The organism is Actinomadura latina NBRC 106108 (assembly GCF_001552195.1).
Taxonomy (GTDB): domain Bacteria; phylum Actinomycetota; class Actinomycetes; order Streptosporangiales; family Streptosporangiaceae; genus Spirillospora; species Spirillospora latina.
Genome location: NZ_BCQS01000003.1, coordinates 1 through 24,764 on the forward strand (window position 1 = coordinate 1; position 24,764 = coordinate 24,764).

Here is a 24,764-nt window from a genome sequence, read left to right on the forward strand (position 1 = left end):
CACCCCGCCGCTCCACCCCATCCCGCCGCTCCACCCCACCCCCGCTGCTCCGCCTCAAACGGAGAGGACCCCCCGCCATGCCAAGACGCCTCCTGGGCGTGCTCGTCGCCGCCCTCCTCGGAACCGGGACGCTGACTGCCGCCGCCTCCACCGCGTCCGCCGCTCCCGCACCGGCCGCGGCGCCCGCGGTGGCCGTCGACTTCACCGGGATCGTCGCGCTCAGCAACTGCTCCGGCTCGCTCGTGCGCACCCCGGCCGCCGCCGACAGCGATCCGGCGCTCGTGCTCACCAACGGGCACTGCTACGAGGGCGGCATGCCGTCCGCCGGGCAGGTCATCACGAACCGGCCGTCCAGCCGCACGTTCACGCTGCTGAACTCCAGCGGCCAGGGAACGCTCGGCAGGCTGCGCGCGTCGAGGATGCTCTACGCGACCATGACCGACACCGACGTGACCCTGTACCGGCTCAACACGAGCTACGCCGCCATCGAGCGGAACTACGGCACCCGCGCGCTGGAGCTGTCGCTCGACCACCCGGCCGCCGGCGCCGATCTGCGCGTCGTCTCCGGTTACTGGCGGCGCATGTACTCCTGCAATCTCGACGGGTTCGCCTACCGCCTCCGCGAGGGCGAGTGGACGTGGAAGGACTCGGTGCGTTACACGTCCTCGTGCGACGTCATCGGCGGCACCTCGGGGTCGCCGGTCATCGACGCGGCGTCCCGCAAGGTCATCGCCGTGAACAACACCATCAACGAGGACGGCGGCCGCTGCACGCTCAACAACCCCTGCGAGGTGGACGAGGCGGGCAACATCACGGTGCGCCCGCACATCGGGTACGCGCAGGAGACCTACATCCTGGGCGCCTGCATCGCGCCGGGCAGCGTGATCGACTTCAACCGTCCGGGCTGCCTCGTGCCGCGCGGTTGATGAGCTGACCCCCCACGGAACCCGCGGCCGGACGACCGGCCGCGGGTTCCGCCGTCTCCGGCCCAGGTCATCGCTGTGAGGGAAGTTACGACAGCCCGTAGTACTACAGGCCGTAGTATGTCCCACAGAACGTAGTACTACAGCTTGTAGTAGTTGAGCCGGAGAGGCATCTGGGGCCATGGACTCGGTCGACATCGCACGGTGGCAGTTCGGGATCACCACCGTCTACCACTTCTTCTTCGTCCCGCTGACGATCGGGCTCTCCGCGCTCGTCGCCGGCCTGGAGACGGCGTGGCTGCGGACGGGCAAGACGAAGTACCTCCGCGCCACCAAGTTCTGGGGCAAGCTCTTCCTGATCAACTTCGCCATGGGGATCGTCACCGGCATCGTGCAGGAGTTCCAGTTCGGGATGAACTGGAGCGACTACTCCCGGTTCGTCGGCGACATCTTCGGCGCGCCGCTCGCCATCGAGGGGCTCCTCGCGTTCTTCGTCGAGTCGACCTTCCTCGGCCTGTGGATCTTCAGCTGGGACCGGCTGAACGGCAAGCTCCACAACGCCTGCATCTGGCTCGTCCACATCGGGACGCTGCTGTCGGCGTACTTCATCCTCGCCGCCAACTCCTGGATGCAGCACCCCGTCGGCTACCGCATCGACCACGAGTCGGGACGGGCCGTCCTCACCGACTTCTGGGCCGTCCTCACCAACTCGACGCAGCTCGTCTCGTTCCCGCACACGATCACGGCGGCGTTCGTCACCGGCGGGCTGTTCATGGCCGGGGTCAGCGCCTGGCACCTCGCCCGCCGCAAGAACATCGAGGTCTTCCGCCCCTCGCTGAAGCTCGCCCTCGTCGTCACCGCGATCGCGTCCATCGGCGTCGCCATCACCGGCGACGTCCAGGGCAAGGTCATGACCGACCAGCAGCCGATGAAGATGGCCGCCGCCGAAGCCCTCTACGAGACCGAGCAGCCGGCGTCGTTCTCGATCTTCACCGTCGGAACGCCGGACGGCCGCGAGGAGGTCTTCGGGATCAAGGTGCCGCGCGTCCTGTCGTTCCTCGCCACCGGCAGCTTCGACGGCGAGGTCAAGGGCATCAACGACGTCCAGGCCGCCGAGGAGGCGCGCTACGGGCCCGGCGACTACCGGCCCAACATCCCGATCGCCTACTGGAACTTCCGGATCATGGTCGGGGTCGGGATGCTGACCGCCCTCGTCTCGCTCGCCGGGCTGTGGCTGCTGCGGCGCGGGCGGCTGCCGTCCAGCCCCTGGGTGTACCGGATCGGCGTCCTGTCACTGGCACTCCCCTTCATCGGCAACTCCGCCGGATGGATCTTCACCGAGATGGGACGGCAGCCCTGGTCGGTGTTCGGGGTGCTGAAGACGTCCGCGAGCGTCTCACCCGGCGTGTCGCCGACGTCGATGCTCATCTCCGTCATCTCGCTGACCGCGCTGTACGGCTTCCTCATGGTCATCGAGGCCGGGCTGATGCTCAGGTACGCCAAGGCCGGACCGCCGTCCGAGGACGAGGTACTGCCGCCGCCCCCGGACTCCGATTCCGACTCCGACACTGAGCGCTCGCTCACGTTCGCCTACTGAGGGGGCCGGTCATGGAACTCACCACCGTCTGGTTCATCATCATCGCCTTCCTGTGGACGAGCTACTTCTTCCTGGAGGGATTCGACTTCGGCGTCGGGATCCTGCTTCCCGTCCTCGGCCGCGACGACGTCGAGCGCCGCGTCGTCATCAACACCATCGGACCCGTCTGGGACGGCAACGAGGTGTGGTTCATCGTCGCCGGCGCCGCCACGTTCGCCGCGTTCCCCGAGTGGTACGCCACCCTCTTCAGCGGCTTCTACCTGCCGCTGCTGCTGATCCTGCTCGCGCTGATCATCCGCGGCGTCGCGTTCGAGTACCGCGGCAAGAAGGACGACGCGCGGTGGCGGTCCCGCTGGGACAAGGCCATCTTCTGGGGGAGCCTGCTCCCCGCGTTCCTGTGGGGCGTCGCGTTCGCGAACATCGTCCGGGGCGTGCCGCTGGACACTTCGCACGAGTACGCGGGGACGTTCTTCGACCTGCTCAACCCGTACGCGCTGCTCGGCGGGCTGACCACGACGATCCTGTTCGTCCTGCACGGCGCCGTGTTCCTGGCGCTGAAGACGTCCGGCGCCATCCGGGTGCAGGCGCGGCGCGTCGCGACCGTCGCCGCGGTGGCGGCCATCGCCGCCGGCGGCAGCTTCCTGCTCATCACGCAGCTGCAGCACGGCAAGCCGGTGACCTGGCTGACCGCGCTCGGCGCCGCCGCCGGGCTGCTGCTCGCCGCCGCCGCCAACCGGCGCGGACGCGAGGGCTGGGCGTTCGTCGGCACCGGCGCCGCCATCGTGCTCGCCGTCGCCACCCTGTTCACCGCGCTGTTCCCGGACGTCATGCCGTCCACGCTCGGCTCCGGCGGCCTGACCACCGAGAACGCCGCATCGACCGGCTACACCCTCACGATCATGACGTGGGTCGCCGTCGTGTTCACCCCGATCGTGCTGATCTACCAGGGGTGGACGTACTGGATCTTCCGGAAGCGGATCGGCACGTCCCACATCCCGGCCGCCGCGAAGAAGCCCGAGCCGGTGCCGTGAAACCCCTCGACCCGCGGCTGCTGAAGTACGCCCGGACGACACGGATCTTCCTGCTGTCGTCCGTGGCGCTCGGCACCGCCACCGCCGGGCTGATCATCGCGCAGGCGACACTGCTCGCCGACATGCTCACCCGCGCGTTCCTGGGTGGCGCCTCCCTCGCCGGCCTGCGCACCCCCCTCGCGCTGCTGCTGGCCGTCGTCCTGGCGCGGACGCTGGTCGCCTGGCTGCAGGAGGTCGCCGCCCACCGCTCGTCCGCCGCGGTGAAGTCCCAGCTGCGCGGCCGGCTGCTCGCCCGCGCGCTGGGGCTCGGCCCGCGCTGGCTGTCCGGCGAACGCAGCGGCGAACTCGCCACCCTCGCCACCCGCGGCATCGACGCCCTGGACGACTACTTCTCCCGGTACCTGCCGCAGCTCGTCCTCGCGGTGATCGTCCCGGCGGCCGTCGGGTTCCGGATCCTGCTCGGCGACTGGCTGTCCGCCGTGACGATCGCGGCGACGGTGCCGCTCATCCCGGTCTTCGCGATCCTCGTCGGGCTCACCACGCAGCGGAAGATGGACCGGCAGTGGCGGACGCTCTCCGTCCTCGCCGCGCACTTCCTGGACGTCGTCGCGGGGCTGCCCACGCTGAAGATCTTCGGCCGTGCCCGCGCGCAGGCGGACCGGATCCGGGAGGTCACCGACCGGCACCGGCGCGCGACGATGTCGACCCTGCGGATCGCGTTCCTGTCCGCCCTCGTCCTCGAACTGCTGTCGACGCTGTCGGTCGCACTGGTCGCCGTGTCCATCGGGCTGCGGCTGGTCGAAGGCGGGCTGGGGCTTGAGACGGCGCTGCTCGTCCTGATCCTCGCGCCCGAGGCCTACCTTCCGCTGCGGCAGGTCGGCGCGCAGTACCACGCGAGCGTCGAGGGCCTCACCGCCGCGTCGCGGATCTTCGAGGTCCTCGAAACGCCGCTGCCCGCCGCCGGGACCCGCTCCGACCTTCCGGACCTCTCCCACGCGACCCTCCGCCTGGACGGGGTGACGGTCGCCTACGACCGGGGGCCGGCGCTGTCCGCCTTCTCGCTGACCGTCCATCCCGGGGAGACCGTCGCCCTGATGGGCCCGAGCGGCGCCGGGAAGTCGACCGTGCTGTCGGTGCTTCTCGGATTCGTCCAGCCCGACGCGGGACGCGTCCTGGTCGACTGGGACGACCTCTCCGGCTTCTCGCCGGACGCCTGGCGCGCCCAGATCGCCTGGGTACCGCAGCGTCCCCACCTCTTCGCCGGGACGGTCGCCGAGAACATCCGCCTGGGCGACCCGTCCGCGTCTCGGGAGTCGGTGCGCGCCGCCGCCGAGGCCGCCAACGCACTGCCGTTCATCGAGGCGCTGCCCGCCGGCTTCGACACTCCGCTCGGCGACCGCGGCGCCGGCCTGTCCGCCGGGCAGCGGCAGCGGCTCGCCCTGGCCCGCGCCTTCCTCCGCGACGCGCCGCTCCTCCTCCTGGACGAGCCGACCTCGAACCTGGACGTGGAGAGCGAAGCCGCGGTCATCGACGCCGTGCGGCGCCTGAAGGCCGGCCGCACCGTCATCCTCGTCGCCCACCGCCCGGCCCTGGCCACCCTGGCCGACCGCGTGATCAAGGTCGAACCCGCGACGGTGACGACATGACTCCCTACGGCAGCATCGCGCCCGCTGACCTCATTGATTCACGTGAAACCTCCGATCCTCCAGAGGCTTCAACTGCCTCATTCGTCACAAGCCGGGCGCATGTTCCCGTCCAGCCGCGTGAGCCGGTTCGCACCAACGCTCTGCCGCCCTCGGAGGGCTTGCTCTTGTCGTGGGGGTGTTGACGTGATTCTGCGGCTCATCAAGTTCGCCCGGCCGGCTCGGGGGCGGTTCCTGCTCGCTGTCCTGTTCGGGGCTTTGGCGCTTGGCAGCGGGGTCGGGCTCATGGCGACCTCTGCGTGGCTTATCTCCCGGGCAGCGCAACATCCACCCGTCCTTATGCTGATGGTCGCGATCGTGGCCGTCCGCGCGTTCGGGCTCGGCCGCGGCGTGTTCCGCTACATCGAGCGCCTCGTCGGGCATGACGCCACCTTCCGCATCCTCGCTGACCTGCGCGCGCGTGTGTACGAGCGGCTGGAACGGCTCGCGCCCGGCGGACTCCCCGCTTTCCGTGGCGGCGACCTCCTGAACCGGCTCGTCGCGGACGTCGACGCCGTCCAGGACCTCTTCCTCCGCGTCCTGCTGCCCTGCACTGTCGCCGCCGTCGTCGGCGGCGCCTCGGTAGGGGTCGCGTGGGCGCTCCTCCCCTCGGCGGGGGTCGTCCTCCTGCTCGCCTTGCTCCTGGCCGGTGTCGTCGCACCCTGGCTGTCGTCCGTGCTGGCGCGCCGAGCAGAACGCCGGACAACCGACCTGCGCGGTGAACTGACCTCCCACGTCGTCGACACCCTCCAGGGCGCACCGGAACTCATCGCCTACGGCGCCGCCCCCACCCAGCTCGCCGAAGCCACCCGCCTCGACCGCGAGTTCACCCGGGCGACGGCCCGCTCCGCCGCCACCGCCGGCCTCGGCGCGGCCATCTCCGCCCTCGCCGGCGGCCTGGCCGTGTGGGGCAGCCTCTCCGTCGGCGTCCCGGCCGTCCGCTCGGGCGCGCTCGACGGGGTGCTGCTCGCGGTGATCGTCCTGCTCCCGCTGGCCGCATTCGAGGTCGTCGCCGGACTGCCGCTCGCCGCCCAGTACCTGCAGCGCGTCCGGCGCTCGGCAACGCGAATCTTCGCCGTCCTCGACGCGCCGCCGCCCGTCCAGGACCCGGCCACGCCGGCCCCACTCCCCGCGTCCCCGTACACGCTCAAGGTCGAGAACCTGCGAGCCCGGTGGACGCCGGCCGCCCCCTACGCGCTCGACGGCGTCTCCCTGGAGCTTCTGCCGGGCCGCCGCTGCGCGATCGTCGGCCCGTCCGGTTCGGGCAAGACGACCCTGACCTCGGTCCTGCTGCGCTTCCTGGATCCGGCCTCCGGTGCGGTGTCCCTGAACGGGACCGGGCTGGAAGCCTTGGCAGGGGACGACGTCCGCAAGGTCATCGGCCTGTGCGCCCAGGACGCGCACCTGTTCGACTCGACGATCGGGGCGAACATCCGCCTGGCCCGCCCCTCCGCGACCGACGACGACATCCGCGACGCCCTGCACCGCGCCCGCATCCTCGACTGGGTCGACTCCCTGCCGAAGGGCCTCGACACCCGCGTCGGCGAGCACGGCGCGCAGGTCTCCGGCGGCCAGCGCCAGCGCATCGCCCTGGCCCGCGCCCTCCTCGCCGACTTCCCGATCCTGCTGCTGGACGAGCCCGCCGAGCACCTCGACATCGCGACCGCCGACGAGCTCACCGCCGACCTCCTGACCGCCACCGAGGGCCGGACGACCCTCCTCGTCACCCACCGCCTCGCCGGTCTGGACGCCGTCGACGAGATCATCGTCCTGGACGAGGGCCGCGTCGCCGACCGCGGAACCCACGCCGACCTCGTCTCCCGTCCCGGCCTCTACCGCTCCCTCTGGGAGCGGGAACGCTCATCCGCCCCCGCACCACAACTCCTCAGCGGCAGCGAGGGATGAAACCCTGAAAGCCCCCTGGCCGTTCCTCGGCGAACCTTCGTAGGCTCCGGGCCCGGAGCCGAAACCCCGAAGGGCCGCCCATGCCTCCGTCCACCCCCCACGACCGGACGGCCATCAACCGGAGACAGTTCATCGGCGTGACCGCCGGCGCCGCCGCGGCGTCCACCCTCCTCGATCCCGCCCCGGCCCGCGCCGAAGCCCACGCACAGCACCGCCGTCGCCGCCGGGTCCGGTTCGGCGTGAACTACGTCCCGAGCAAGAACTGGTGGTTCTCCTGGTCGGACTGGGACCGCAGGTCGATCGCGGCCGACCTCGACGACATCGCATCCCTGGGCATGGACCACATCCGCATCATGCTGATCTGGTCGGAGCTGCAACCGAACGCAACCTACGTGCGCGGCGAACTCCTCGACCGCCTTGAGGAACTGCTCGACCTCGCCGACCGGCGCGACCTGGACGTAGAGGTGACCGTCCTCAACGGCGCGGTCAGCGGCGTCCTGTTCGTCCCGCCGTACCTCATCAGCAACGGCAACGGCGAAATACGCAACATCCTCACCGACCCGATGGCGATCGAACGAGAGCAATGGCTCCTCACCCAGGTCGCCGAACGGATCGGACGGCACCGCAGATTCCTGGGCTTCGACCTCTCCAACGAGATCCACTGGTTCGCCATCCCGCTGGGCATGCAGGCCACCCAGGCCGAGGGCGACGCCTGGCACACCGCCCTGTTCGACACCTGCGAAAAGACCGCACCAGGCAAGATTCACGTGTCGGGAATCGACCATTGGCCCTGGCAGAACAACGCCTACTGGACCCGGCAAGGCCTCGCCACATCCGGCACGATGACCGCCAACCACACCTGGGCCGGATGGACGCAGGTCATCCAGCGCTACGGCTCCCTCTCCACTTCGTCCACGCACTACTCCGAGTTCTTCATCGAACTCATCAAGGCGTTCCACACCGACCTGGAGCGCAAGGTCTGGATCGAGGAAACCGGCGTCTCCACCGTCTGGATGGACGCGGCCGACATCCCACCGTGGACGGAACGCTCAATCCGCGCGATGGCGTCCTGCACCGACCTCTTCGGCATCACCTGGTGGGACTCCCACGACCTGAACCCCAAGCTCAGCGGATACGTCGACCTCGAATACGACCTCGGCCTCTTCACCAACGACCGGAAACTCAAGCCGATCGGCAAGACCATCCGCGAACTCATCGCCGAGTTCGGCAGGCACCCGCCAGAACCGCTCCGGCGAACCACGGCCCTCGTGCTACCGGACGACATGATCCCGGTGAAGGACTTCAGCGACCTCTTCGACCCGTTCATGAAGCTCATCGACGAGGGAACCCGTCCCGCCGTCGTCCTCCAGAGTCGGACCGCAGACGCCGCCTACCTGGCCGCCCGCGGCATCAAGAACCTGATCACCCTCGCTTGACGACATCTAGGCCGCTCTACCGCCGGCAGTCGCCTCAAGGAGACTCACGATGACCTCGCACACCCGCCGCACGTTCCTCCTCGCCGGCGGAACCGGCGTAGCCGCCGCGCTGGGCGGACTTCGACCAGCGGCCGCCGCAACCTGGGAAACGGTGATCGACGGCTCCTTCACGAACTACGCCACTCTCGAATCGGCGTGGAACTACCGCTACCCATGGGGCTCGGACCACAACGGCAGCGCCCGCATGTACGGAAACGCGTCCGACCACAACCACGTCTACCTCGAAAGCCTCCCGCGCGAACGGCGCTCAACCCCTGACAGACCGATTCGCGCAGGAGTGCCCTCCGGCTCCAGGAGGGGTCTGGGGAACCACGGGGTTCCCCAGTAGCGCACGCGCAACCGACCTCCGGCACGCCTGCACGGACACTCGCTGTAGGGGGCGATGGGCACAGGTCGGTTCATTACCTAGTGTGGCTCTCCATGGTGGAAATAGCGATCCGGTACGGGCGCAATGACGAGATGCAAACCGTCCTGGACTTCTGGAAGCTCGCGGGCGAAGGGACGGATCGGCACGACTCCTCCCAGGGATTCTTGGCGCTGATTGACCGGGACCCGCAGGCTCTGCTGGTTGCGGAGATCGACGGACGGATGGTCGGGACGCTTATCGCGGGCTGGGACGGCTGGCGAGCGCACCTCTACCGGCTAGCGGTGCATCCTGAGTATCGACGGCAAGGCATCGCACGGAAGCTGACTGAGCGAGCCGAGCTGCGCTTTCGCGAGCTCGGGGCCTTTCGAGCCGACGCTATGGTTCTGGATGAGAACACGTTGGCTCATCACGCTTGGAGCGCTGCGGGTTACCACCGGCAACCGCAGTGGAGTCGCTGGGTGAAGCCGCTGGGCTGAAGTCGACGAAGCGGCGACATTAGGGCAACTGGCCTGACTTCCGGCCCTCGTCGTTCCTCTCGCTCACCCTGGACTTCTACGGGCGGGTCCGGGGTGACGGTACGCCGGTCGACCCCGAGTCCTACGACTACGCGCGGGACGCGTTGCACTTCTCCAAGCTGGTTGACCGGTTCGTGCAGAACCTGCGGCAGGTGGTGGCGGCCACCTATCAACAGGTGTGGTGGCCCTCGACCGATCACGTCGTCTTCGACGGCGAATATCTGCCGGTCTGGGACGAGATCGCGGGCCAGGACGGCTGTGGCTACCCATCTGCTCGACCAGCCTGTCCACCCGCCGCGTCGACACCCCCAGCAGATAGGAGGCGGCGACCACGCTGACCAGGGCCTGCTCGGCCCGGCGGCGCCGCTCCAGCAGCCACTCGGGGAAGTAGGACCCGCTACGCAGTTTCGGGATCGCCGGCTCGACGGTGCCGGCGCGGGTGCCCAGTCCCGGACCCGGTAGCCGTTGCGACGGTTGACCCGCTCGTCCGAGCGGGTCCCGTAGCCGGCCCCGCACACCGCGTCGGCCTCCGCGCTCATCAGTGCCTCGGCCATCGTCTTGACCATCGACCGCAACACATCGGGCTCACACGCCCCGATCTGCTCAGCCAGCCAGCCCCCGGGGTCCACACTGTTGTCCACGGCCATCGCGTTCCTCTCCTTCTGATCTTGGTCGATTCGAAGGATCACGCGATGGCCGTCTCACGTCACGACGCCACGTCCTCTGACCAGGTCAAGCTCATACACCATCTCCGTGGACGCAACCCAGTCGTCCGGACGCTTTCAATTCCAGCGATCGAGCGCGCAGCGCGGAAGAAGAGATCGTGAGACACGAGAGCCCAGGTCGAAGCATGGCTTCTGACCTGGGCTTTTCTGTGGGTGGAGCCTAGGGGATTCGAACCCCTGACACCCGGCTTGCAAATCTGCGAGATCACCCCGGATCAAGGCTCTGACCTGGGGAACCTATGGCCCTTGAGTGACCGCTCCTGCCCTCTGGCGACCGCCCCTAATCGCACGGTGCCCGGTCTGCACATCCGAGAGACTCCGGGCTGGTTGCGGGCCCACCGGGCACAGTTCCCGCCCCACCCCGCGAGAGCGAATCATTACGAGTCTCACGAACAAGATCCACACCCGTCCAGAGCCGTCCCCTGACCTGCCCGCGAGCACCCTTAAAACGGCTCCTGGCTCCGCACCCGTCCGACGTCATCCAGAGGCGTTGTTAGCAAGGGCGTTAGCATCGCGGGATGCCTCGATGGGAGGAGTCACGGACTATGATCCGCATCGACGGCCCGTTCTACCGTGTCAGCGATCCCGCCTTCGACCTCACGGTCGTTCGATGGGAAGGCCATGATCCCGCGACGCTAGAAGAGGCGGACGGCCACATCTACCTCCCGGATGGCACACACTACGCCCCAACCTTCATGACCGTGCGAACCATCGCAGCCATCATGGACCGCTGGCGAACCACCGGCGAATGCCTCAACGGCGAGTACTTCTGGTGCTCAGACCTGATCATCATCCGTACACCTGGCCTACCCGCCATCGTAGAAGTCGTACGGAACCTGGTCGCCACAGGCGACCTCCACGACATCTGCAACCCCCTTGAACCTGACGCGCCCGATCAATGACCCCTACCGGCCCGACGCTCACCCACCGTGCTGCAACAATCCGACCGTCCCCGCCTGCATCGCGATCGTGCGGCACCACCTCGATGCGAACCACCGGCACCCCGCACCTCACGACCGCCCACCCCAGCTACAACGTGCGCCCACGTGTGATTCCGTAAGCCGCCGTAAGCCCCTGTTGCGGTACTTCTCTGCTGTACTGCACCCGCCACTCGCGGCCCCTGGCGGTCTCTAAGGTCGGTCTCGTCAGCATGATGGGGCGAGCTTCGCCCGACTGGCAGACAGATTTACAGTCCCACCGCCAAACTCTCCTGACCTGCACCTACGCAACTCTGCCCGCGAACTTCGACCCGCATTCGGCACGCCGAGCTTCCTCGCCCGCCGCGAACGGAGGCCTCTGCCGAGCCACCCTTGCCAGGAGCAACACGCGCTACCAGCGCCGCTCGACGGTGCCCTCGGTCGCGACTCGTGCCTTGGGCAGAGTGCGGAGCTTGGCCCGCCGGCCACGCCGTCGAACCCGGGCAAGCCGTCGCTCATCGGCCCGGCCGTCGTCCTCCAGTCGGAGACGCCGCTGCAATCTGCTCTCCACCCAGTCCCCCAACGGCAGCCCAGGCTCTTTGCGCCAGGTCTTCGGCCGTCGGCGCGCTACACGCTCCTCGACCTCGACTGCCCTCCCCACATCGGGACTGCCCGCGGCTTCCTGAAGAAGCTGGTGAAGGCGATGGCGGTTGGCGCGATTAGGGAACCGTTTGTTCAGGCGTACCGCGTTCCTGGAACTCTTATCGTTCTCCGCGTACGCGTTGCGACGGTCCTTGGCGTAACTGAACTGCTTCTTCTCCTGGGGGCTCCTGCTCTTCACAGACTGCCTGCCTTCTCCTACGACCTCCGGGAGGGCCACACAGGAGCGCACAGTACCTGGCCGGAGGCCATCGCCCAAGCCAATTACGCACGCGCGGCATCTGTTTACAAGCAAAATCAGCGGTGTCCAGGGAAGTCCCCACAGGTCTCTTGACCTGCGCCCCGTCCTCTGCGGCGTCCACATCCATCCAAGATCACCCAGACGGGGTGTTAGCAGGTGCGTTAGCAGCATCCGCTCGGATGGCGTCCTGGTCCTCAGCTGCTCCGACCAGATCAGCCTTGGCCGGAGTCCGCTGTCTCCGGTGCTCGAAGGTCCCCAGGGCTGAACACCGGGCAGCCGAGCAGCTCCGCCAGGACAGTCCGCTGTCTGGCGGTCAACTCGTTGGTGAACACCACTGCCTTGGCCTCTGTCTGGACCCGCGCGGCCACTATCTCCCGCACCTTCCCCGTGCTCATCAGCGTCCGCGACGAGTAGGGCCGATCCATGTTCACCTTGCCGCCAGGCGCATGACCTTTCTTGTTGCCCGAGACCCCTCGACGCTGTACGAACCGCCCCACGACATGACCACCCAGCCGCTCAACCTCGCTGACCAGAACACTCATGATCTCGGCAAAGTCCTTCTGCTTCGCCGAGAAGAGGCCGGCGACGAGAACGCCGCCTCCGTCGATCACATCTCGTGGTCCTGGCGCATGACCCTGGAAGCGACCAATTCGAGGCGGTGGCTCTGACCGGCCTCTCTGCTGCGAACGCCGCCGCATATACCTCATGAACAACACACTAGACATGGTGACCGCGTGCGCCCAACGCTGCTACCAGCGGCCCGAAGCGAGGCGGTCCCCCACCAAGCGCGCTAGGGATCGGCTGCCCACCGACCGCCTGCCTTTCAGCTATAGCAGCACCCCTGCCGGGCGAGAGCCCGACTAAGGCCGGAAGGTGGGTGAGGTGTGCCGGTGGTCGGGGTCGTTTGCCGCTGTTGCTGTCACCGTTGCTGTCACTGTCGGGGGCGTTGACTTCGGGTCTTCAACCGTCGTACACGCCGCACGTGCTGTCGGCGCGGCATCGCTGGGCACGGTCGATGAGCAACACGCGCGGATCGGCCGCCAATTCGTACAACTCGGCCTCGAACGGGTCGGCGTCGTAATCAATGAGACGGGCCAAGCCAAGCTTTCCGGTCTTGGTCGACGGTGCCTCGCCGACGCACGCAGTTCCGTCAGACTCACCCACTCGCCTCCGCACCTGGGCGCCGTCTCAGTCGGCGACATCAAGACGAGCATGGTGCGGGAATGGCGGACGACTCTTCTGGACTCCGGCGTTTCGGCAAGCGTGACCGCCAAGGCGTATCGGCTGCTGCGGGCGGTCCTCATGACCGCGACCGAGGAAGACGGCATGCTCGCGCGGAACCCATGCCGGATCAAGGGCGCGGGGGACGAGTCACCGGAGGAACGCCCCGTACTCACGCTGGCGCAAATCTTCGAGCTGGCCGAGTTGCTCGGCCGTCACCCGGTCGGCAACATCCGCAAGATGCCCTCTGGGGAGTTCCAGCTCCGATACCGGCTGGTGGAGGGCGGCACGCGGGCCTTCCCGCAGTACTTCCCGGACCGCCAGGCGGCCGAACGCGTGCTGTGGAACCTCGCCATAGAGGGGCATGCCACCTGAGCTTCCCGTCTGCCGTCGTCCCGCGCTCCGCGCTGCCGGGCCAGGGTCAGGGGGCCAAGGTGGAGCGCCCCACCGGACGAACGACCTTGGCCCCCTGACCCTGGTCTGGTAGATCTCCGATCGGGACGTCGGCAGACGGGAAGCTCAGGCATCCCCAACCAGCCGACGACCGTGACGGGCGCGGGATGGGCTTCCCAGAGTCGGAGTGCCCCCGCCGGAGGCAGAGAAGACCTCGGCCACGTGGGGGCCTACGACCTAGCGGCGGCGCGGACCCCGTGACCGCCGGTGACTGGCGGACAGAGCGGCGGACGCAGGATGCGCGGCCCGGCGCGGCCGTCCGGTGACCGGCGCCCACGCCGCACGCTCCGGGCGGCCTGGCGCGGGGCCGCGCAGCGGCCTGAGCGCCGCCGCCCCTTGATCTAAAACAGCTGAATTCGGCAACGCATCGTGCTTGCCCTGGCTAACTGCGGGGCTGCGCTTCGTTGGCGGCCTTCACCAGGGATGCGATGTCGTCGGCCAGTGTGTGACTTGTGGCGATAGTGGCGGCCGATGCAAAGGTGTGGTCGGTGCCGTCCTCGTCGGTGACCTTGGCTCCGGCTTCGCGGGCGATGATGACGCCGGCGGCTGTGTCCCATGGTTTGTTTGAGAGTGTGATGCTGGCATCTATCTTGCCTTCCGCAACCCATGCGAGATCAACGGCGGCCGAGCCGAGCATGCGGACGCGTTGGACGTTGGCGGCTAGGCGTTCGGCGAGGGCGATGCGTTGGCGGTTCTTGGCCTCGGCTCCCTCGCCTACGGCATAGTCGCCTATGGCGACGATTGCGTCTTTGAGGTCGGTGGTCATGCTTGCTTGGATGCGGCGGTCTCCGAGGTAGGCGCCGGTGTGCTGGGCTGCGTGGTAGCGGGTGCCCAGGAACGGTAGGTCGATGACGCCGACGACGGGGCGGCCTCGTTGGATGAGGCCGATGGAGATACCGCAGAGTGGGATGCTGCGAACGAAGTTGGCGGTGCCGTCTACTGGATCGATGGCCCAGAGGAGTTCGCCGGTGGTGTCGCCGGTGATGCCTTCTTCTTCGCCGAGTACAGGGATGTCGGGGGTTCGCTCTTTGAGGTAGTCACGGACGGCGCGTTCTACGGCGTAATCCACTTCGCTGGCCATGTCGCGGTCGCCCTTGGCGGTGAGCAGGCCGGGGACGCGGGTGCGCACTAGGTCGCTGGCTATCTCGGCTGCCTGGAGGGCGACGGGTAGTAGTGCGGCTGGTGCGTCGGTCATACGGTGCGGCCTCGTTCCCATAGCGCGTTGAAGATCTCTTCGAACGTCCCGTACAAGCCTGCCCCGGTCGGGTTGCGTTCGGCGAGGAAGGTGGGCGAGTCGACTCCGCGGGCGTTCGGTAGGTAGGGCTGCATCACGCAGAGCTGGTTGTTGAGAAGCGTGATGTTGAACCGGATCGTCTCGTCGTAGACGGCGACGGACAGGCGGTCTTGGGCCTCGGGCGATAGGCGTTTGCGTAGGCGCGTCAGGACCTCGATGTTCAGGCGCGTGAGCGTGGTGAGGTGGTTGTCCGTGTAGCCCTCTTCCTGTTCGCGGGCTCGGATGGCCGCGCCCTCGGGGTCCAAGAACAGGGCTTGCAGGGTGGTGCCGTCCTCGATGAGCCGGTAAAGACGTTGGTCGGGGTACTGCTGGCAGAGCATGTTGAGGGAAAGGCCGGCGGCCCGGATGCTGCTCGCGCCGTCGAGTAGTGCGTGTGGCGGGTGGGCGTAAGAGAACTCGGCGCGGGTGGCGAAGACTGCGGTGACGTCGGCGTAGGGGTTCGGGCCTACCCGGTCGGCGGTCGACTCAAGGTCGGCCCGCTCGTCGCTGGGCGCGTAGGCGGCGGGTTCGTCCGCCAGGACGTGAGGCGGGCAGGGGCCGAACAGCTCATCGGCCGTCCACTCGGGGAACATCGCCTCTAAGACCCGGCAGTGATCTGTGTAGGGCAGGCGTTTGAGTTCGCCGGAGGTCCAGCGGTGGAGCTGGGCGCGGCTCGGCGCGGTGCCGGTGAGTTCGGGCGAGATCTTCTTGGCGGCCTCGTTGTAAGCGGCCTGGAACATGCCGTACCGCTGTAGGCGGCGCTGACGGATCACGACTTGCAACAGGATCGGTTGGGGAGACACCGGCCGTCCTCTCTGCTGGGCGTTTCTCAGGCTAGACGCGTCGTGAGATCGAAGACGAGACAAAGTCGAGACGGTTGCAGGACGTTGACGGGCGAGACGAGATGATCATGATGTCGTGACGCAACGTGACTTGTTGGCACGGTGTGGTCATGGCGAGCGATTGCACCTCTTGCAGGGGACGCGGGGTCAAGCGGCGTGTTGCACGGCGGACGTTGACGCCGGGGCACGTAGCGGGCGTTCCTGCTGACAGTCGTCAGGACTCTTGCCCTGACTGCCTGGGGACGGGTCGCGAGTCCGAGCGGCAGGGTGGGGAGGAGTCGTGAACGCGCGGGACGTCGAGTTGCGGCTTCTGGCTGATCTGCGAACCTCCCTTCTCGGTCTGGGCCTGGCCGTTCGGCTCGATGAGGGAATGCCGGGGCTGCTGGTGAGTACCGGGAATCCGGGGCTGTTCGTATGGGTGTTCGTCGGGGCCTCCGGCCGTACGTTCACCTGGCGACGCGACGACAGCAAGCACCCGGTCGACGATGTGCCGGGCGCGGCGGGCAAGGTCGCTCGCTTCGTCACCGCGCAAGCTGGACAGCTCAACGGGTCGGCGAACGACCACTTCGACTAGCGCTGTAGGGCTGGCCTCATGGGCTGGCCCTGGCGCTTTGAACGGCAGAGCCGGCGGCGCGGCGAGGACGGTCCGTCGCGTGATCGCCCCCCAGTTCCCCCATTGATCACGTGTGTGGGAGGGACGGGCCGGGGCCCCGCGCCTCCGGCTCTGCTTCCAACGAAAGCGAGACAGGTGATGGGCCCTTCTCTCTCCCGCAACGCTGAACTTCGGGTGCTCGGTGATCTGTGCCGGGCTCTGGTCAGGCGCGGCCTGTACGTCCAGTTACGCGACGCCATCCCCGGTCTGACAATCACCCGGCCGGGCGGGACGTCCCTCGACGTCATCGGCTACGTGACGGTGAACCGCCGCAAGGGTGAGGTGTCCTGGTGGCGAGTCGACAACGTGCACCCGGTCAGGGACCTGGACGGCGCGGCCGAACGGATCACCGCGTTCATAAACGAGCCGACCGCACCAGACCTGCTGAGGTCGCGGCCGTGACGTCTTGGACCGGGGGCGCACCGGACGATGTCACCGCGGCAATCATCACCCTGCAACGCCGGTTCCCAGGCTCGTCGGTCTGGTTCGGGAACCACACGTTCCGTTGGTGGGCAATGATGCCGCGGGCGGGGCGCTGGGTGCTCCTCGAAGCGGCGACGCCTATGGCTCTGGCGGGCCGGATGGCCGAGGCGCGCGGGCACGCAGCACGGAAGATGAGGTCGTGAGACACGAGAGCCCAGGTCGGAGCGTGGCTTCTGACCTGGGCTTTTCGGTGGGTGGAGCCTAGGGGATTCGAACCCCTGACACCCGGCTTGCAAAGCCGGTGCTCTACCAACTGAGCTAAGGCCCCGTGTGGGCGGGTCAAAGCTTACCCGTGGTCGCGGGCGGGCGTGGCATCGGTGTGGAGGGGTCGGGGAGGCGGTTGCGGGATGGGGGCCGTGGTGCCGCTGGCGGCGGGCGCGGGTGGCCGAGGCAGTTCAGGGGGGGGTTGGTTCCGGGCATGGGTAAGTGCGCGCTGGTCGTGGGAGCACTTGGACGCCACGCTGAGGCGATCCACGACTTTCAGGGCGTGCCAGAGGCCCAGCCCGTGCGGCGGGCGCGCGTTCTGGGCGCGTGGCTCGGCGTAGAGCTAGCGGAGGCCGCGCGCGTTATAGGAGAGGGCGACGGCGCGCTCGACTGCCGCCGTGCCGGAGGCGATCCCCAAAGTGGCGATCGCCTCGGCTAGGGCGGTTCGGCGGTGCCGGCGTCCGCGACGGTGGTCCCGGCGAGATCGATGCAGGCGACTGCTTCGGTCACGCCGGACCCTGTCGTCGGCGTGTCAGTTGTCGGACGACGTGGCCTCGGTCCACAGGTCCAGCTCGGCGCGGTCCTGCTGCATCCGGCGCCAGACGGCGAATCCGCCGAGTGCGACAACGGCGAGAATAAGCAGCTTCTTCACGGTGGGACCCCTTCACCTCGACTATGAAGTCAAAACCCGGGGAGGTGCGGATCAGTATCTGCTTCCCCAGGTTCTCCGAAGCCTAGCAACCGTAGCCGGGCGGTCCGCACCCGCTCGCCGTTATCGGACGGTGAGTCCGATGAACGGTCCCTCGCCGGGACGGCCGGGCGGTCGCATAATCCGAGGGGACGACCTTCGGGAGTGCCGATGGCAGAGGACGACTTCCGGCGCTGGGAACGCGAGTTCGATCCGGGCGCGGCGGACGAGGGCAGGGCCGGGGGCCGGGCACTGGTGCTGGTCGCGGGGATCACCGCGACCGCGTGCGCCGCGTTGATCGTGACGGGGGACGTCCCGCTGGGCGCGGCCGGGCTGGTGCTGTCGTCGATCGTCCTGCTGCTGTGGCGCATCGGCATGTGATCCGCCATGATCTCGGCATGGATCTGCGCGGAGCGAACGTCCTGGTGACCGGTGCGACCGGCGGGATCGGCCAGGCGCTGGCGAAGGCGCTGGCCGCGCGAGGTGGCCGGGTCGTGCTGACGGGCCGGCGGGCGGACGTCCTGGAGCCGCTGGCCGACCGGCTCGGCGGCCACGCCATCGTCGCGGACCTGGCCGATCGCGACGCCGTCGAAAAGCTTCTGGACGAGGCCGGACGGGTCGACGTGCTGGTCGCGAACGCGGCGCTGCCGGCGTCCGGGCTGCTCAGCGAGTACTCGATCACGGAGATCGACCGGACGCTGGACGTCAACCTGCGCGCGCCGATCGTGATGGCGAAGCTCGCCGCCGCGCGGATGGCCGATCGTGGCCGCGGTCACCTGGTGTTCGTGTCGTCGCTGTCCGGGAAGGCGGCGTCCGGCCACGCGTCCCTCTACAACGCGACAAAGTTCGGTATGCGGGGGTTCGCCCTGGCGTTGCGGGAGGATCTGCGCCCGTCCGGTATCGGCGTGTCGACCGTGTTCCCGGGGTTCATCCGGGACGCGGGGATGTTCGCGGAGGCCGGGGTGACCCTGCCGAAGGGGATCGGGACGCGGACGCCGCAGGACGTGGCCCGCGCGACCGTGCGGGCCATCGAACGCAACATCGCGGAGATCGACGTCGCGCCGCTGGGGCTGCGGCTCGGCGCCCGGATCGGCGGGATCGCGCCGGTCCTGTCGGCCGCCGTGCAGCGGCGCACGGGCGGGCACCGCATCGCGGAGGGGCTCGCGGACGGGCAGCGCGACAAGCGGTAGCGACAAATCCGGAGACTCCGGCGATAATCCGGGCGTGTCCCGCTTGATCAGCGGGACGGCCAGGCGCCGTGTCCGGCCGCATCCCGCCCGCCGCGTGCGCCCCCTCGCGAGGAGGTCTGCGCAATGTGGACGGGCAAGAAGATCGTGATCGGGGCGGCGGCCGCGACCGTCCTGCCGCTCATGGCGGCGCCCGCGCGGGCGGCGGAGCCCACGGATGCGACGGTCGTGCCCATCCAGGTCACCGGTGACCCCGCCAAGCGCTTCAACCTCGTGGTCCTGGGGGACGGCTACACGCCGGCGGACATGCCGAAGTTCCGGACGGATCTCGCTAAGCATCTGAACGACCTGTGGACGCTCGAGCCGTTCAAGTCGTACCGCAGCTACATCAACGTGTACGCGGTGGAGATTCCGTCCGGTGAGTCTGGGGTCAGCTGTGACCCTGCGCTGTCATCGCCGCGCCGTACGACACCGCTGCGCATGGCTTTCTGGAGCGGATGCCGCGTAGACGGTATTCAGCGTCTTCTCGTCATGGACTCTGCAGCCGCCAAGACGTACGCGGATCTCGTCCCAGGGGCGACACAGCAGAACCGGCAGATTCTCGCGCTCGCCAACAGCGACACCTACGGCGGTGCTGGCGGGACGTATGCGACGGCGTCCGGCGGCAACGCGATGTCGGCTCTCATAGCGCCGCACGAACTCGGGCACTCGCTGGGTGGGCTGGACGACGAGTACGACTACTACCAGCGGGGCGTACCTGGCGGGACGTACACCGGTCCTGAGCCCGACTCCATGCACCACACGCTGCTGACCGAGCACGAGATAAAGGCCCAGAAGAGGAAGTGGTGGCGGTGGCTCGGTGAACGAAGCGAGTCCGGAGGCACCATCGGACGTTATGAGGGTGGCCTCTACTTCAGTAAGGGCGTGTGGAGGCCGAGCCAGCACTCGATGATGAAGACGCTCGGCTACTACTACGACCAGGTCGCGCGTGAGCGGATGACGGAGCGGATCTCAGGCAAGGTCAACCTCGTCCAAGCGCACACGCCTACGGATCCACCAGTGGGTGACGACCGTGTTCTGTGGATCGAAACGATGCACCCGGCCAGTCACCGCCTGTCCGTGACATGGACGGTCGATGGGAAGAGCGTGGGTAAGGGAGCCAACCTCGACCTGTCCAGGCTGCACCGCAAGAAGGGCACGCACACGGTGAGGGTGACGGTCACAGACCCCACCGGCTTCGTCCGGGACACGGCCATACGGTCGTCGGCCGCGCTCACGCAGGTGCGCACATGGACAGTGGACACGGACCTGAAAACGCCGCCGGCGACAGTGCCGGTCGACTTCAGCTCCTCTACCCCTACCGACAAACCTGTCGGCGCCGAATCTGTCGTGTACGTGGAGACGACCCATCCGGGACGGTTCGCGCCCAAGGTGCGCTGGGAGCTCGACGGCCGGCGTGTACGCGGCGGCGACCGGGACATCGATCTCGGACGGTTCCGCTTGGCCACGGGCACGCACACGCTGGTCGCACGCGTCGGTTCCAACAGCCGTGCGTGGACGATCGACGCGGAACGCCCGAGGGTGACGTACGCCTTGTCCAAGGCTGCGCAGAGCCGGGTTCGCGCCGGGCACACGTCCGAGTTCGTCTTCGACGGCCCGTTCACCATGCGGCTGACCGGAGCCGACGACCGTCCGGGCGTGGTCGTCTCGGAGTTCCGCGTGGACGGCGACGGCTGGTTCAACTACTTCGGCTGGCCGACCGACTCGTCCGCGCCCTGGCTTTTCACCGCGGACGGCACCGTCATCGACAGCCTCACCTACGGCAGGCTCGGCAAGGGCCGCCACACGGTCGAGTACCGCGCGACCGACCCGTCCGGCAACACCGGCAAGCCCCAACGCCTCATCGTCACGCTCCGCTGAGGCCCCCGACCTCACCGGCCGCCCGGTGCAGCCGTCCCCTGCTAGGGCTCATAGGCCGGCTCTGAGGCCACGTTCGCGTCCTCGGCCTGTGCCGTATCAGCCGGGGGGGTGGGGGCCGGGGAGCGGTGGGCCGTGGCGAGGACGGAGCCGGCCAGGATCAGCGCGAACGAGGCGATGATCGTTCCGGTCAGTGGCTCGCCGAGGAACGCGACGCCGGCGACGACCGCCACGGCCGGGTTGACGTAGGTGAACACCATCCCGCGGGACGTGCCGACCTCGCGGATCAGCTCGAAGAACACGATGAACGCCAGCGCCGTGCAGATCAGGCCAAGGCCGATGAGGGCGGCCAGGACGCGTCCGCTCGGCATCGCGTCGGGCCAGGTCGCGATCGCGGGGCCGGCGTAGATCACCGCGGCGATGGCCAGCGCGAACGCGGCCATGTGCAGGCTCGGCAGGTCCTGGAGGCGCCGGGTGGCGATGATCGGGGCGATCGCGTAGCCGAGCGCGACCAGCATGACCTCGCCGATCGACCATGCGCTGCCGCCGCCGAGGTGCGGCCCGGCGAGCACGCCGACGCCGGTCAGCCCGACCAGCAGCCCCGCCCACCGCACCGGGCCGAGCCGCTCGGCATCGCCGGTGAGCCTCGCCAGCACCACCCCGACGATCGGCACGGCGGCTATCAGCAGCCCGGTCATGGAGCTGGTCAGCCGGTTCTCGGCGTCGGACAGCAGCGCCCACGGGCCGAGGATCTCTACCGCGGTGAACAGCAGCAGCGGACGCCAGTGCCGGCGGACCACGTCCAGCTGCCCGGACCGCAGCACCAGCGGCAGCAGGATGAGGGCGCCGAGCGCGGTCCGCGCGAACACCACCATGGGCACCGAGACGCTCTCGACCGCCACCTTGATCATCAGGTAGGGGATGCCCCACAGCACGCTCATCAGCGCGAACAGCAGCCAGCCACGACGACTCACCAGGACCTCCGTTCCCGCCCGCCCGGCCGAGCACCCCCGCGCCCGGCCGCCGGGCCGTCCACAATGCCGGTACGGGACGGCGAGTCCCGCACGGCGACATCCGATCCGGGCCATGATGAGCGCCAGGAGGACCCGACCGTGGGCGAGTCCAGCGCGGCCCCGTCCAAACCGGGCCATGAGCGGCGCCGGAAGGACCCCGCCGTGAGGCGAGTCCGGCGTGGCGACCTCCGGCCCCGGCCGTGATCGGCTCCAGGAAGACCCCGGCGTGATCAGTTCGGCCGGCCCCGTCGGGGCGGACGTACTCAGGATGCGTCGCGGCGGACGGCGCTGTCTTGAACGCTGTTGCGGTACGCGCCCGGTGTGACGCCGAGCACGCGGCGGAACCAGCGGGTGAGATGCGCCTGGTCGGCGAACCCGACGAGCGTCGCCGCCTCGGCGGGACGATGCCCCGTTTCCAGCAGCAGGCGGGCCCGCGTCACCCGGTGCTGGGCGAGCCACGCGTACGGCGGCATGCCCATCGAGTCGCGGAAGGCGCGCAGCAGCTGGTAGCGGGAGAGTCCAAGGTCGGCGGCCAGCTCGGCGAGCGTCGGCGGGGCGGCCAGCTCGTCCGAGAGTCGGGTCGCGACCTGGCGCGCGACGCGTCCAGCGTCGGATCGCCGGCGCTGCGGCACCGCTCTCGGTCCGTGCACCGCATGCCGCCGGATGAGCGTGCCGAGGACCCCGAGCAGCCGGGACTCGCCCTCCAAGGGGTCTTCGCCGAGCCGGAGGGCACGGTGGGCCAGCCGCAGTTCCTGCCCGAGCCGGACGTCGTCGATGATCGGGTCGCGAAAGTGCGGCTCCGCCGGAACGAGGCCGGGCTCGATCGCCGTCGCGGCGCCCAGCAGTTCGGCGCCCGGGTAAAGACACAGGTAGGCGAACCCTTCCGGACGTGCCGGACCGCCCGTGTGCGCCTCCCCGGGCTCGACCACGACGACGCTGCCGGCCGCCGAGTAGATCCTCTCGCCCCGGTAGTGCATCGTCTCCAGGCCGTCGACCGTCACCCCGATGGCGTACTCGTCGTGGATGTGCGGCGCGTAGTGCCGACGCCCGATCCTGGCCGTCAGCAGATCGAGCGGCGCGCCCTGGATCCCGCCGACGCGTGTCCAGAGGGTCCGGTCGGCGGCCGGCGCACCACCGTGACCGGGCTGGGGATCAGGCCGAGAAGACGTGCCGGAGCCGCCAGCGGTCCTCGTCACGGCCGAGCTCCGCGACGGCCACGCCCTCGGCACCGGTGACGCGCACCCGGTAGACCCTTCCCTCGCGGGCCGTCCCGTAGGTCTTCAGCACCGCGTCCACCGCGTAGCGCGACCCCCGCCACTCGTACGCGGTGAGCCGTCCCGCCGGGTCGTGCTCCGTCTGGACCGGCTCGTTCAGCAACTGCCCCATGGCGGGAGCGTAGCACGCCTTCGAACTGGTGTTCGCAGGTCGGACGAGGTGTCACGGCCGCTGGACCAGGCCATCGTACGCATCCGGGCACCCGCCGCGCCGGGCGTGGCGCGGCACTCGGCTCACGTGCGGCGTCCGCTCTGAACATGCCGGCCATGGACACGACAACGGAGAACCTCCCGAGTCTCATCCCGCTTCTGCCGCCCCCAAGGACGCACAAGCGCCCCACAGGGTCGACATCACAGTCGCCTCCCCTGTCCCGTCGGTCACTGGGCAGCGGGAGACATCCGTCGCCGGGGGACGCCCTGGGGTGAATAGTCTGCCGCGATGGGTCGTCTCGGACGCGATAATCCACAGGTTGTGGACAACTCTCGCGCACACCTTCCCTCCCCTGACAGCAGGCGATCCGGAGGTCGCGTCCACAGGCAGATCCCCAGAACAGCCGGGTTTTCCACGGTCTATGCGGCGCATCGGACGCCGACCCCTCCATCATTCACGCGCCCCCAGCCGCCGTCCACACATCCACAACCTGTGGATAACTTCTGTGCACACCCTGGGCACAACCGGCCGACTCCCCGTCCACCATTCTTCCCCAGGCTGTCCCCAACCGGCTCGCGTAGTTGTCCACCTCGTGGAAAAGCCGCTGACCTGCGGCGAGGGTCACTTTGGATCACCGTCGCCCACACCCTGTTCACAGCCTGTGGGCAAATCCCCTCCACAGCCAGCCGGAAGCAGTGGACAACGCTACCCACCGGCAATCCCCAGACGCATCCCCAACCCGACCGCCGTCGCACCACACTGCACGATGATCATTTCAGTCGGTGGGCAGGAAACCCTCCAGGTCGTCCAGCCGCCGAAGGTCGTCCACATGGGCGGACGGGCTCACAGGGGGGATACTGCGGGCCTCGGCGATGAAGTCACGAGCGCTGGCCCATTCCTCCATGTGGACGGCGGCGTCGGCCCGCAGCACCAGGGCCGTGAACCGCTCGGACGAGGTCAGAGGGTCATCGGAGGCCAGCAGGCGGTCGAGGACGCGGGCGGCGGCCTGATGGTCCCCTTTCGAGTCGCCGCCCAGCAGCGCCGCCATGTGGAGGGCCTTGGCCGCCTTCCCTGCCGGAGCCGGCGCGTGCCCCAGTTCCTCCGAGACCTGCGCTACCCGAAGAACTGCAACTCGACCTTGCCGCGCCGAACGGCGAGGTATGGGTTGGGACGCGTCTGCCAGGACGTCCGCTCGAGGCCGAGGACCCGATAGAACTCCCAGGTCGCCTCGATCGAACGGCATGGATAGATCGGAAACGCCTTCTCACCCATGCTCGGAGCGTACGTCGATCAAGACCTATAGTCAAACTTGAATACCGACTCGGCAGTCGTGCCTTTCCCTGAACG

At 68.7% G+C, this 24,764-nt stretch carries 24 protein-coding genes, 1 tRNA gene and 2 pseudogenes; 16 read left to right on the top strand and 11 right to left on the bottom strand.

Annotation, left to right across the window (positions count from 1 at the left end; genetic code table 11):
- Window positions 1-77: 77 nt before the first annotated feature.
- The 9 genes and pseudogenes from AL2_RS00735 to AL2_RS38915 all read left to right on the top strand — a co-directional run.
- Entirely contained in the window at window positions 78-926 is an 849-nt protein-coding gene (locus AL2_RS00735; RefSeq protein ID WP_067628048.1) for a trypsin-like peptidase domain-containing protein, read from the top strand.
- Between the two features lie 178 nt (window positions 927-1,104).
- Window positions 1,105-2,520, top strand: coding sequence for a cytochrome ubiquinol oxidase subunit I (locus tag AL2_RS00740; protein WP_067628051.1), 1,416 nt, complete (start codon window positions 1,105-1,107; stop codon window positions 2,518-2,520).
- Window positions 2,521-2,531: 11 nt separating this feature from the next.
- A complete protein-coding gene (gene cydB, locus AL2_RS00745) occupies window positions 2,532-3,551 on the top strand; it encodes a cytochrome d ubiquinol oxidase subunit II (protein WP_067628054.1) in 1,020 nt (339 codons plus the stop codon).
- Complete coding sequence (cydD, locus tag AL2_RS38390) at window positions 3,548-5,197, top strand: thiol reductant ABC exporter subunit CydD (protein ID WP_218003623.1); 1,650 nt, start codon at window positions 3,548-3,550, stop codon at window positions 5,195-5,197. The genes cydB and cydD overlap by 4 nt, the downstream gene beginning before the upstream one ends.
- Before the next feature lie 99 nt (window positions 5,198-5,296).
- Window positions 5,297-7,138, top strand: coding sequence for a thiol reductant ABC exporter subunit CydC (cydC, locus tag AL2_RS38395; RefSeq protein WP_210748099.1), 1,842 nt, complete (start codon window positions 5,297-5,299; stop codon window positions 7,136-7,138).
- 80 nt (window positions 7,139-7,218) lie between these two features.
- A complete protein-coding gene (locus AL2_RS00755) occupies window positions 7,219-8,574 on the top strand; it encodes a cellulase family glycosylhydrolase (RefSeq protein ID WP_083945808.1) in 1,356 nt (451 codons plus the stop codon).
- Between the two features lie 49 nt (window positions 8,575-8,623).
- Window positions 8,624-8,962, top strand: coding sequence for a hypothetical protein (locus AL2_RS35890; RefSeq protein ID WP_210748098.1), 339 nt, complete (start codon window positions 8,624-8,626; stop codon window positions 8,960-8,962).
- Between the two features lie 92 nt (window positions 8,963-9,054).
- A complete protein-coding gene (locus tag AL2_RS00760; protein WP_067629984.1) occupies window positions 9,055-9,477 on the top strand; it encodes a GNAT family N-acetyltransferase in 423 nt (140 codons plus the stop codon).
- A gap of 38 nt (window positions 9,478-9,515) precedes the next feature.
- Window positions 9,516-9,764 (top strand): annotated as a pseudogene (locus tag AL2_RS38915) (replication initiator); the annotation flags it as partial.
- 16 nt (window positions 9,765-9,780) lie between these two features.
- On the opposite strand, the pseudogene AL2_RS35900 reads toward AL2_RS38915, so the two are convergent.
- Window positions 9,781-10,163, bottom strand: a pseudogene (locus AL2_RS35900) (transposase); the annotation flags it as partial.
- 623 nt (window positions 10,164-10,786) lie between these two features.
- Between AL2_RS35900 and AL2_RS00765 the strand changes: the two are divergent.
- Window positions 10,787-11,143: a hypothetical protein gene (locus tag AL2_RS00765; RefSeq protein WP_067628057.1), complete on the top strand. Its 357-nt coding sequence runs from the start codon at window positions 10,787-10,789 to the stop codon at window positions 11,141-11,143.
- Between the two features lie 1,128 nt (window positions 11,144-12,271).
- On the opposite strand, the gene AL2_RS00770 is transcribed toward AL2_RS00765, so the two are convergent.
- Window positions 12,272-12,670 carry an HflX-like GTP-binding protein gene (locus AL2_RS00770; protein ID WP_245666240.1) on the bottom strand — a complete coding sequence of 133 codons (399 nt, stop codon included), beginning with the start codon at window positions 12,668-12,670 and terminating at the stop codon, window positions 12,272-12,274.
- Between the two features lie 262 nt (window positions 12,671-12,932).
- Between AL2_RS00770 and AL2_RS37105 the strand changes: the two genes are divergently transcribed.
- Window positions 12,933-13,655 carry a site-specific integrase gene (locus AL2_RS37105; RefSeq protein WP_157437938.1) on the top strand — a complete coding sequence of 241 codons (723 nt, stop codon included), beginning with the start codon at window positions 12,933-12,935 and terminating at the stop codon, window positions 13,653-13,655.
- Between the two features lie 460 nt (window positions 13,656-14,115).
- On the opposite strand, the gene AL2_RS00785 is transcribed toward AL2_RS37105, so the two are convergent.
- Window positions 14,116-14,928: an inositol monophosphatase family protein gene (locus tag AL2_RS00785; protein ID WP_067628063.1), complete on the bottom strand. Its 813-nt coding sequence runs from the start codon at window positions 14,926-14,928 to the stop codon at window positions 14,116-14,118.
- Complete coding sequence (locus AL2_RS00790) at window positions 14,925-15,779, bottom strand: DUF5919 domain-containing protein (RefSeq protein WP_157437939.1); 855 nt, start codon at window positions 15,777-15,779, stop codon at window positions 14,925-14,927. The genes AL2_RS00785 and AL2_RS00790 overlap by 4 nt, the downstream gene beginning before the upstream one ends.
- A 349-nt stretch (window positions 15,780-16,128) precedes the next feature.
- Between AL2_RS00790 and AL2_RS00795 the strand changes: the two genes are divergently transcribed.
- Together AL2_RS00795 and AL2_RS00800 are read left to right on the top strand one after the other, a co-directional pair.
- A complete protein-coding gene (locus AL2_RS00795; protein WP_067628069.1) occupies window positions 16,129-16,422 on the top strand; it encodes a hypothetical protein in 294 nt (97 codons plus the stop codon).
- Window positions 16,423-16,599: 177 nt separating this feature from the next.
- Window positions 16,600-16,902, top strand: a complete 303-nt coding sequence (locus AL2_RS00800) for a hypothetical protein (RefSeq protein ID WP_157437940.1) — start codon at window positions 16,600-16,602, stop codon at window positions 16,900-16,902.
- Window positions 16,903-17,178: 276 nt separating this feature from the next.
- On the opposite strand, the gene AL2_RS00810 is transcribed toward AL2_RS00800, so the two are convergent.
- Both AL2_RS00810 and AL2_RS38400 read right to left on the bottom strand, forming a co-directional pair.
- Window positions 17,179-17,251: transfer RNA gene (locus AL2_RS00810), tRNA-Ala, on the bottom strand.
- 468 nt (window positions 17,252-17,719) lie between these two features.
- The gene (locus AL2_RS38400; protein WP_217999819.1) at window positions 17,720-17,839 is read right to left on the bottom strand and encodes a DLW-39 family protein; all 120 of its coding nucleotides are present in this window, start codon (window positions 17,837-17,839) and stop codon (window positions 17,720-17,722) included.
- Window positions 17,840-18,046: 207 nt separating this feature from the next.
- Between AL2_RS38400 and AL2_RS00815 the strand changes: the two genes are divergently transcribed.
- The 3 genes from AL2_RS00815 to AL2_RS00825 all read left to right on the top strand — a co-directional run bounded on the left by AL2_RS00815 (window position 18,047) and on the right by AL2_RS00825 (window position 20,982).
- Window positions 18,047-18,256, top strand: coding sequence for a hypothetical protein (locus tag AL2_RS00815; protein ID WP_067628078.1), 210 nt, complete (start codon window positions 18,047-18,049; stop codon window positions 18,254-18,256).
- A gap of 17 nt (window positions 18,257-18,273) precedes the next feature.
- On the top strand, window positions 18,274-19,065 hold the full coding sequence (locus AL2_RS00820) for an SDR family NAD(P)-dependent oxidoreductase (protein WP_067629988.1): 792 nt from the start codon (window positions 18,274-18,276) through the stop codon (window positions 19,063-19,065).
- A gap of 123 nt (window positions 19,066-19,188) precedes the next feature.
- Window positions 19,189-20,982, top strand: coding sequence for a M64 family metallopeptidase (locus AL2_RS00825; RefSeq protein WP_067628081.1), 1,794 nt, complete (start codon window positions 19,189-19,191; stop codon window positions 20,980-20,982).
- A gap of 41 nt (window positions 20,983-21,023) precedes the next feature.
- Here AL2_RS00825 and AL2_RS00830 read toward each other — a convergent pair whose 3' ends face one another.
- The 5 genes from AL2_RS00830 to AL2_RS37110 all read right to left on the bottom strand — a co-directional run bounded on the left by AL2_RS00830 (window position 21,024) and on the right by AL2_RS37110 (window position 24,689).
- Complete coding sequence (locus AL2_RS00830) at window positions 21,024-21,953, bottom strand: DMT family transporter (protein ID WP_067628084.1); 930 nt, start codon at window positions 21,951-21,953, stop codon at window positions 21,024-21,026.
- 302 nt (window positions 21,954-22,255) lie between these two features.
- Window positions 22,256-23,188 carry a helix-turn-helix transcriptional regulator gene (locus AL2_RS00835; RefSeq protein ID WP_083945809.1) on the bottom strand — a complete coding sequence of 311 codons (933 nt, stop codon included), beginning with the start codon at window positions 23,186-23,188 and terminating at the stop codon, window positions 22,256-22,258.
- Window positions 23,145-23,378 (bottom strand): hypothetical protein, encoded by a 234-nt coding sequence (locus AL2_RS00840; RefSeq protein WP_067628086.1) that lies wholly within the window; start codon window positions 23,376-23,378, stop codon window positions 23,145-23,147. The genes AL2_RS00835 and AL2_RS00840 overlap by 44 nt, the downstream gene beginning before the upstream one ends.
- A gap of 814 nt (window positions 23,379-24,192) precedes the next feature.
- Entirely contained in the window at window positions 24,193-24,600 is a 408-nt protein-coding gene (locus tag AL2_RS00845; RefSeq protein ID WP_501162027.1) for a DUF8817 family protein, read from the bottom strand.
- Window positions 24,531-24,689 carry a DUF8817 family protein gene (locus AL2_RS37110; RefSeq protein ID WP_157437942.1) on the bottom strand — a complete coding sequence of 53 codons (159 nt, stop codon included), beginning with the start codon at window positions 24,687-24,689 and terminating at the stop codon, window positions 24,531-24,533. The genes AL2_RS00845 and AL2_RS37110 overlap by 70 nt, the downstream gene beginning before the upstream one ends.
- Between the last annotated feature and the right edge of the window lie 75 nt (window positions 24,690-24,764).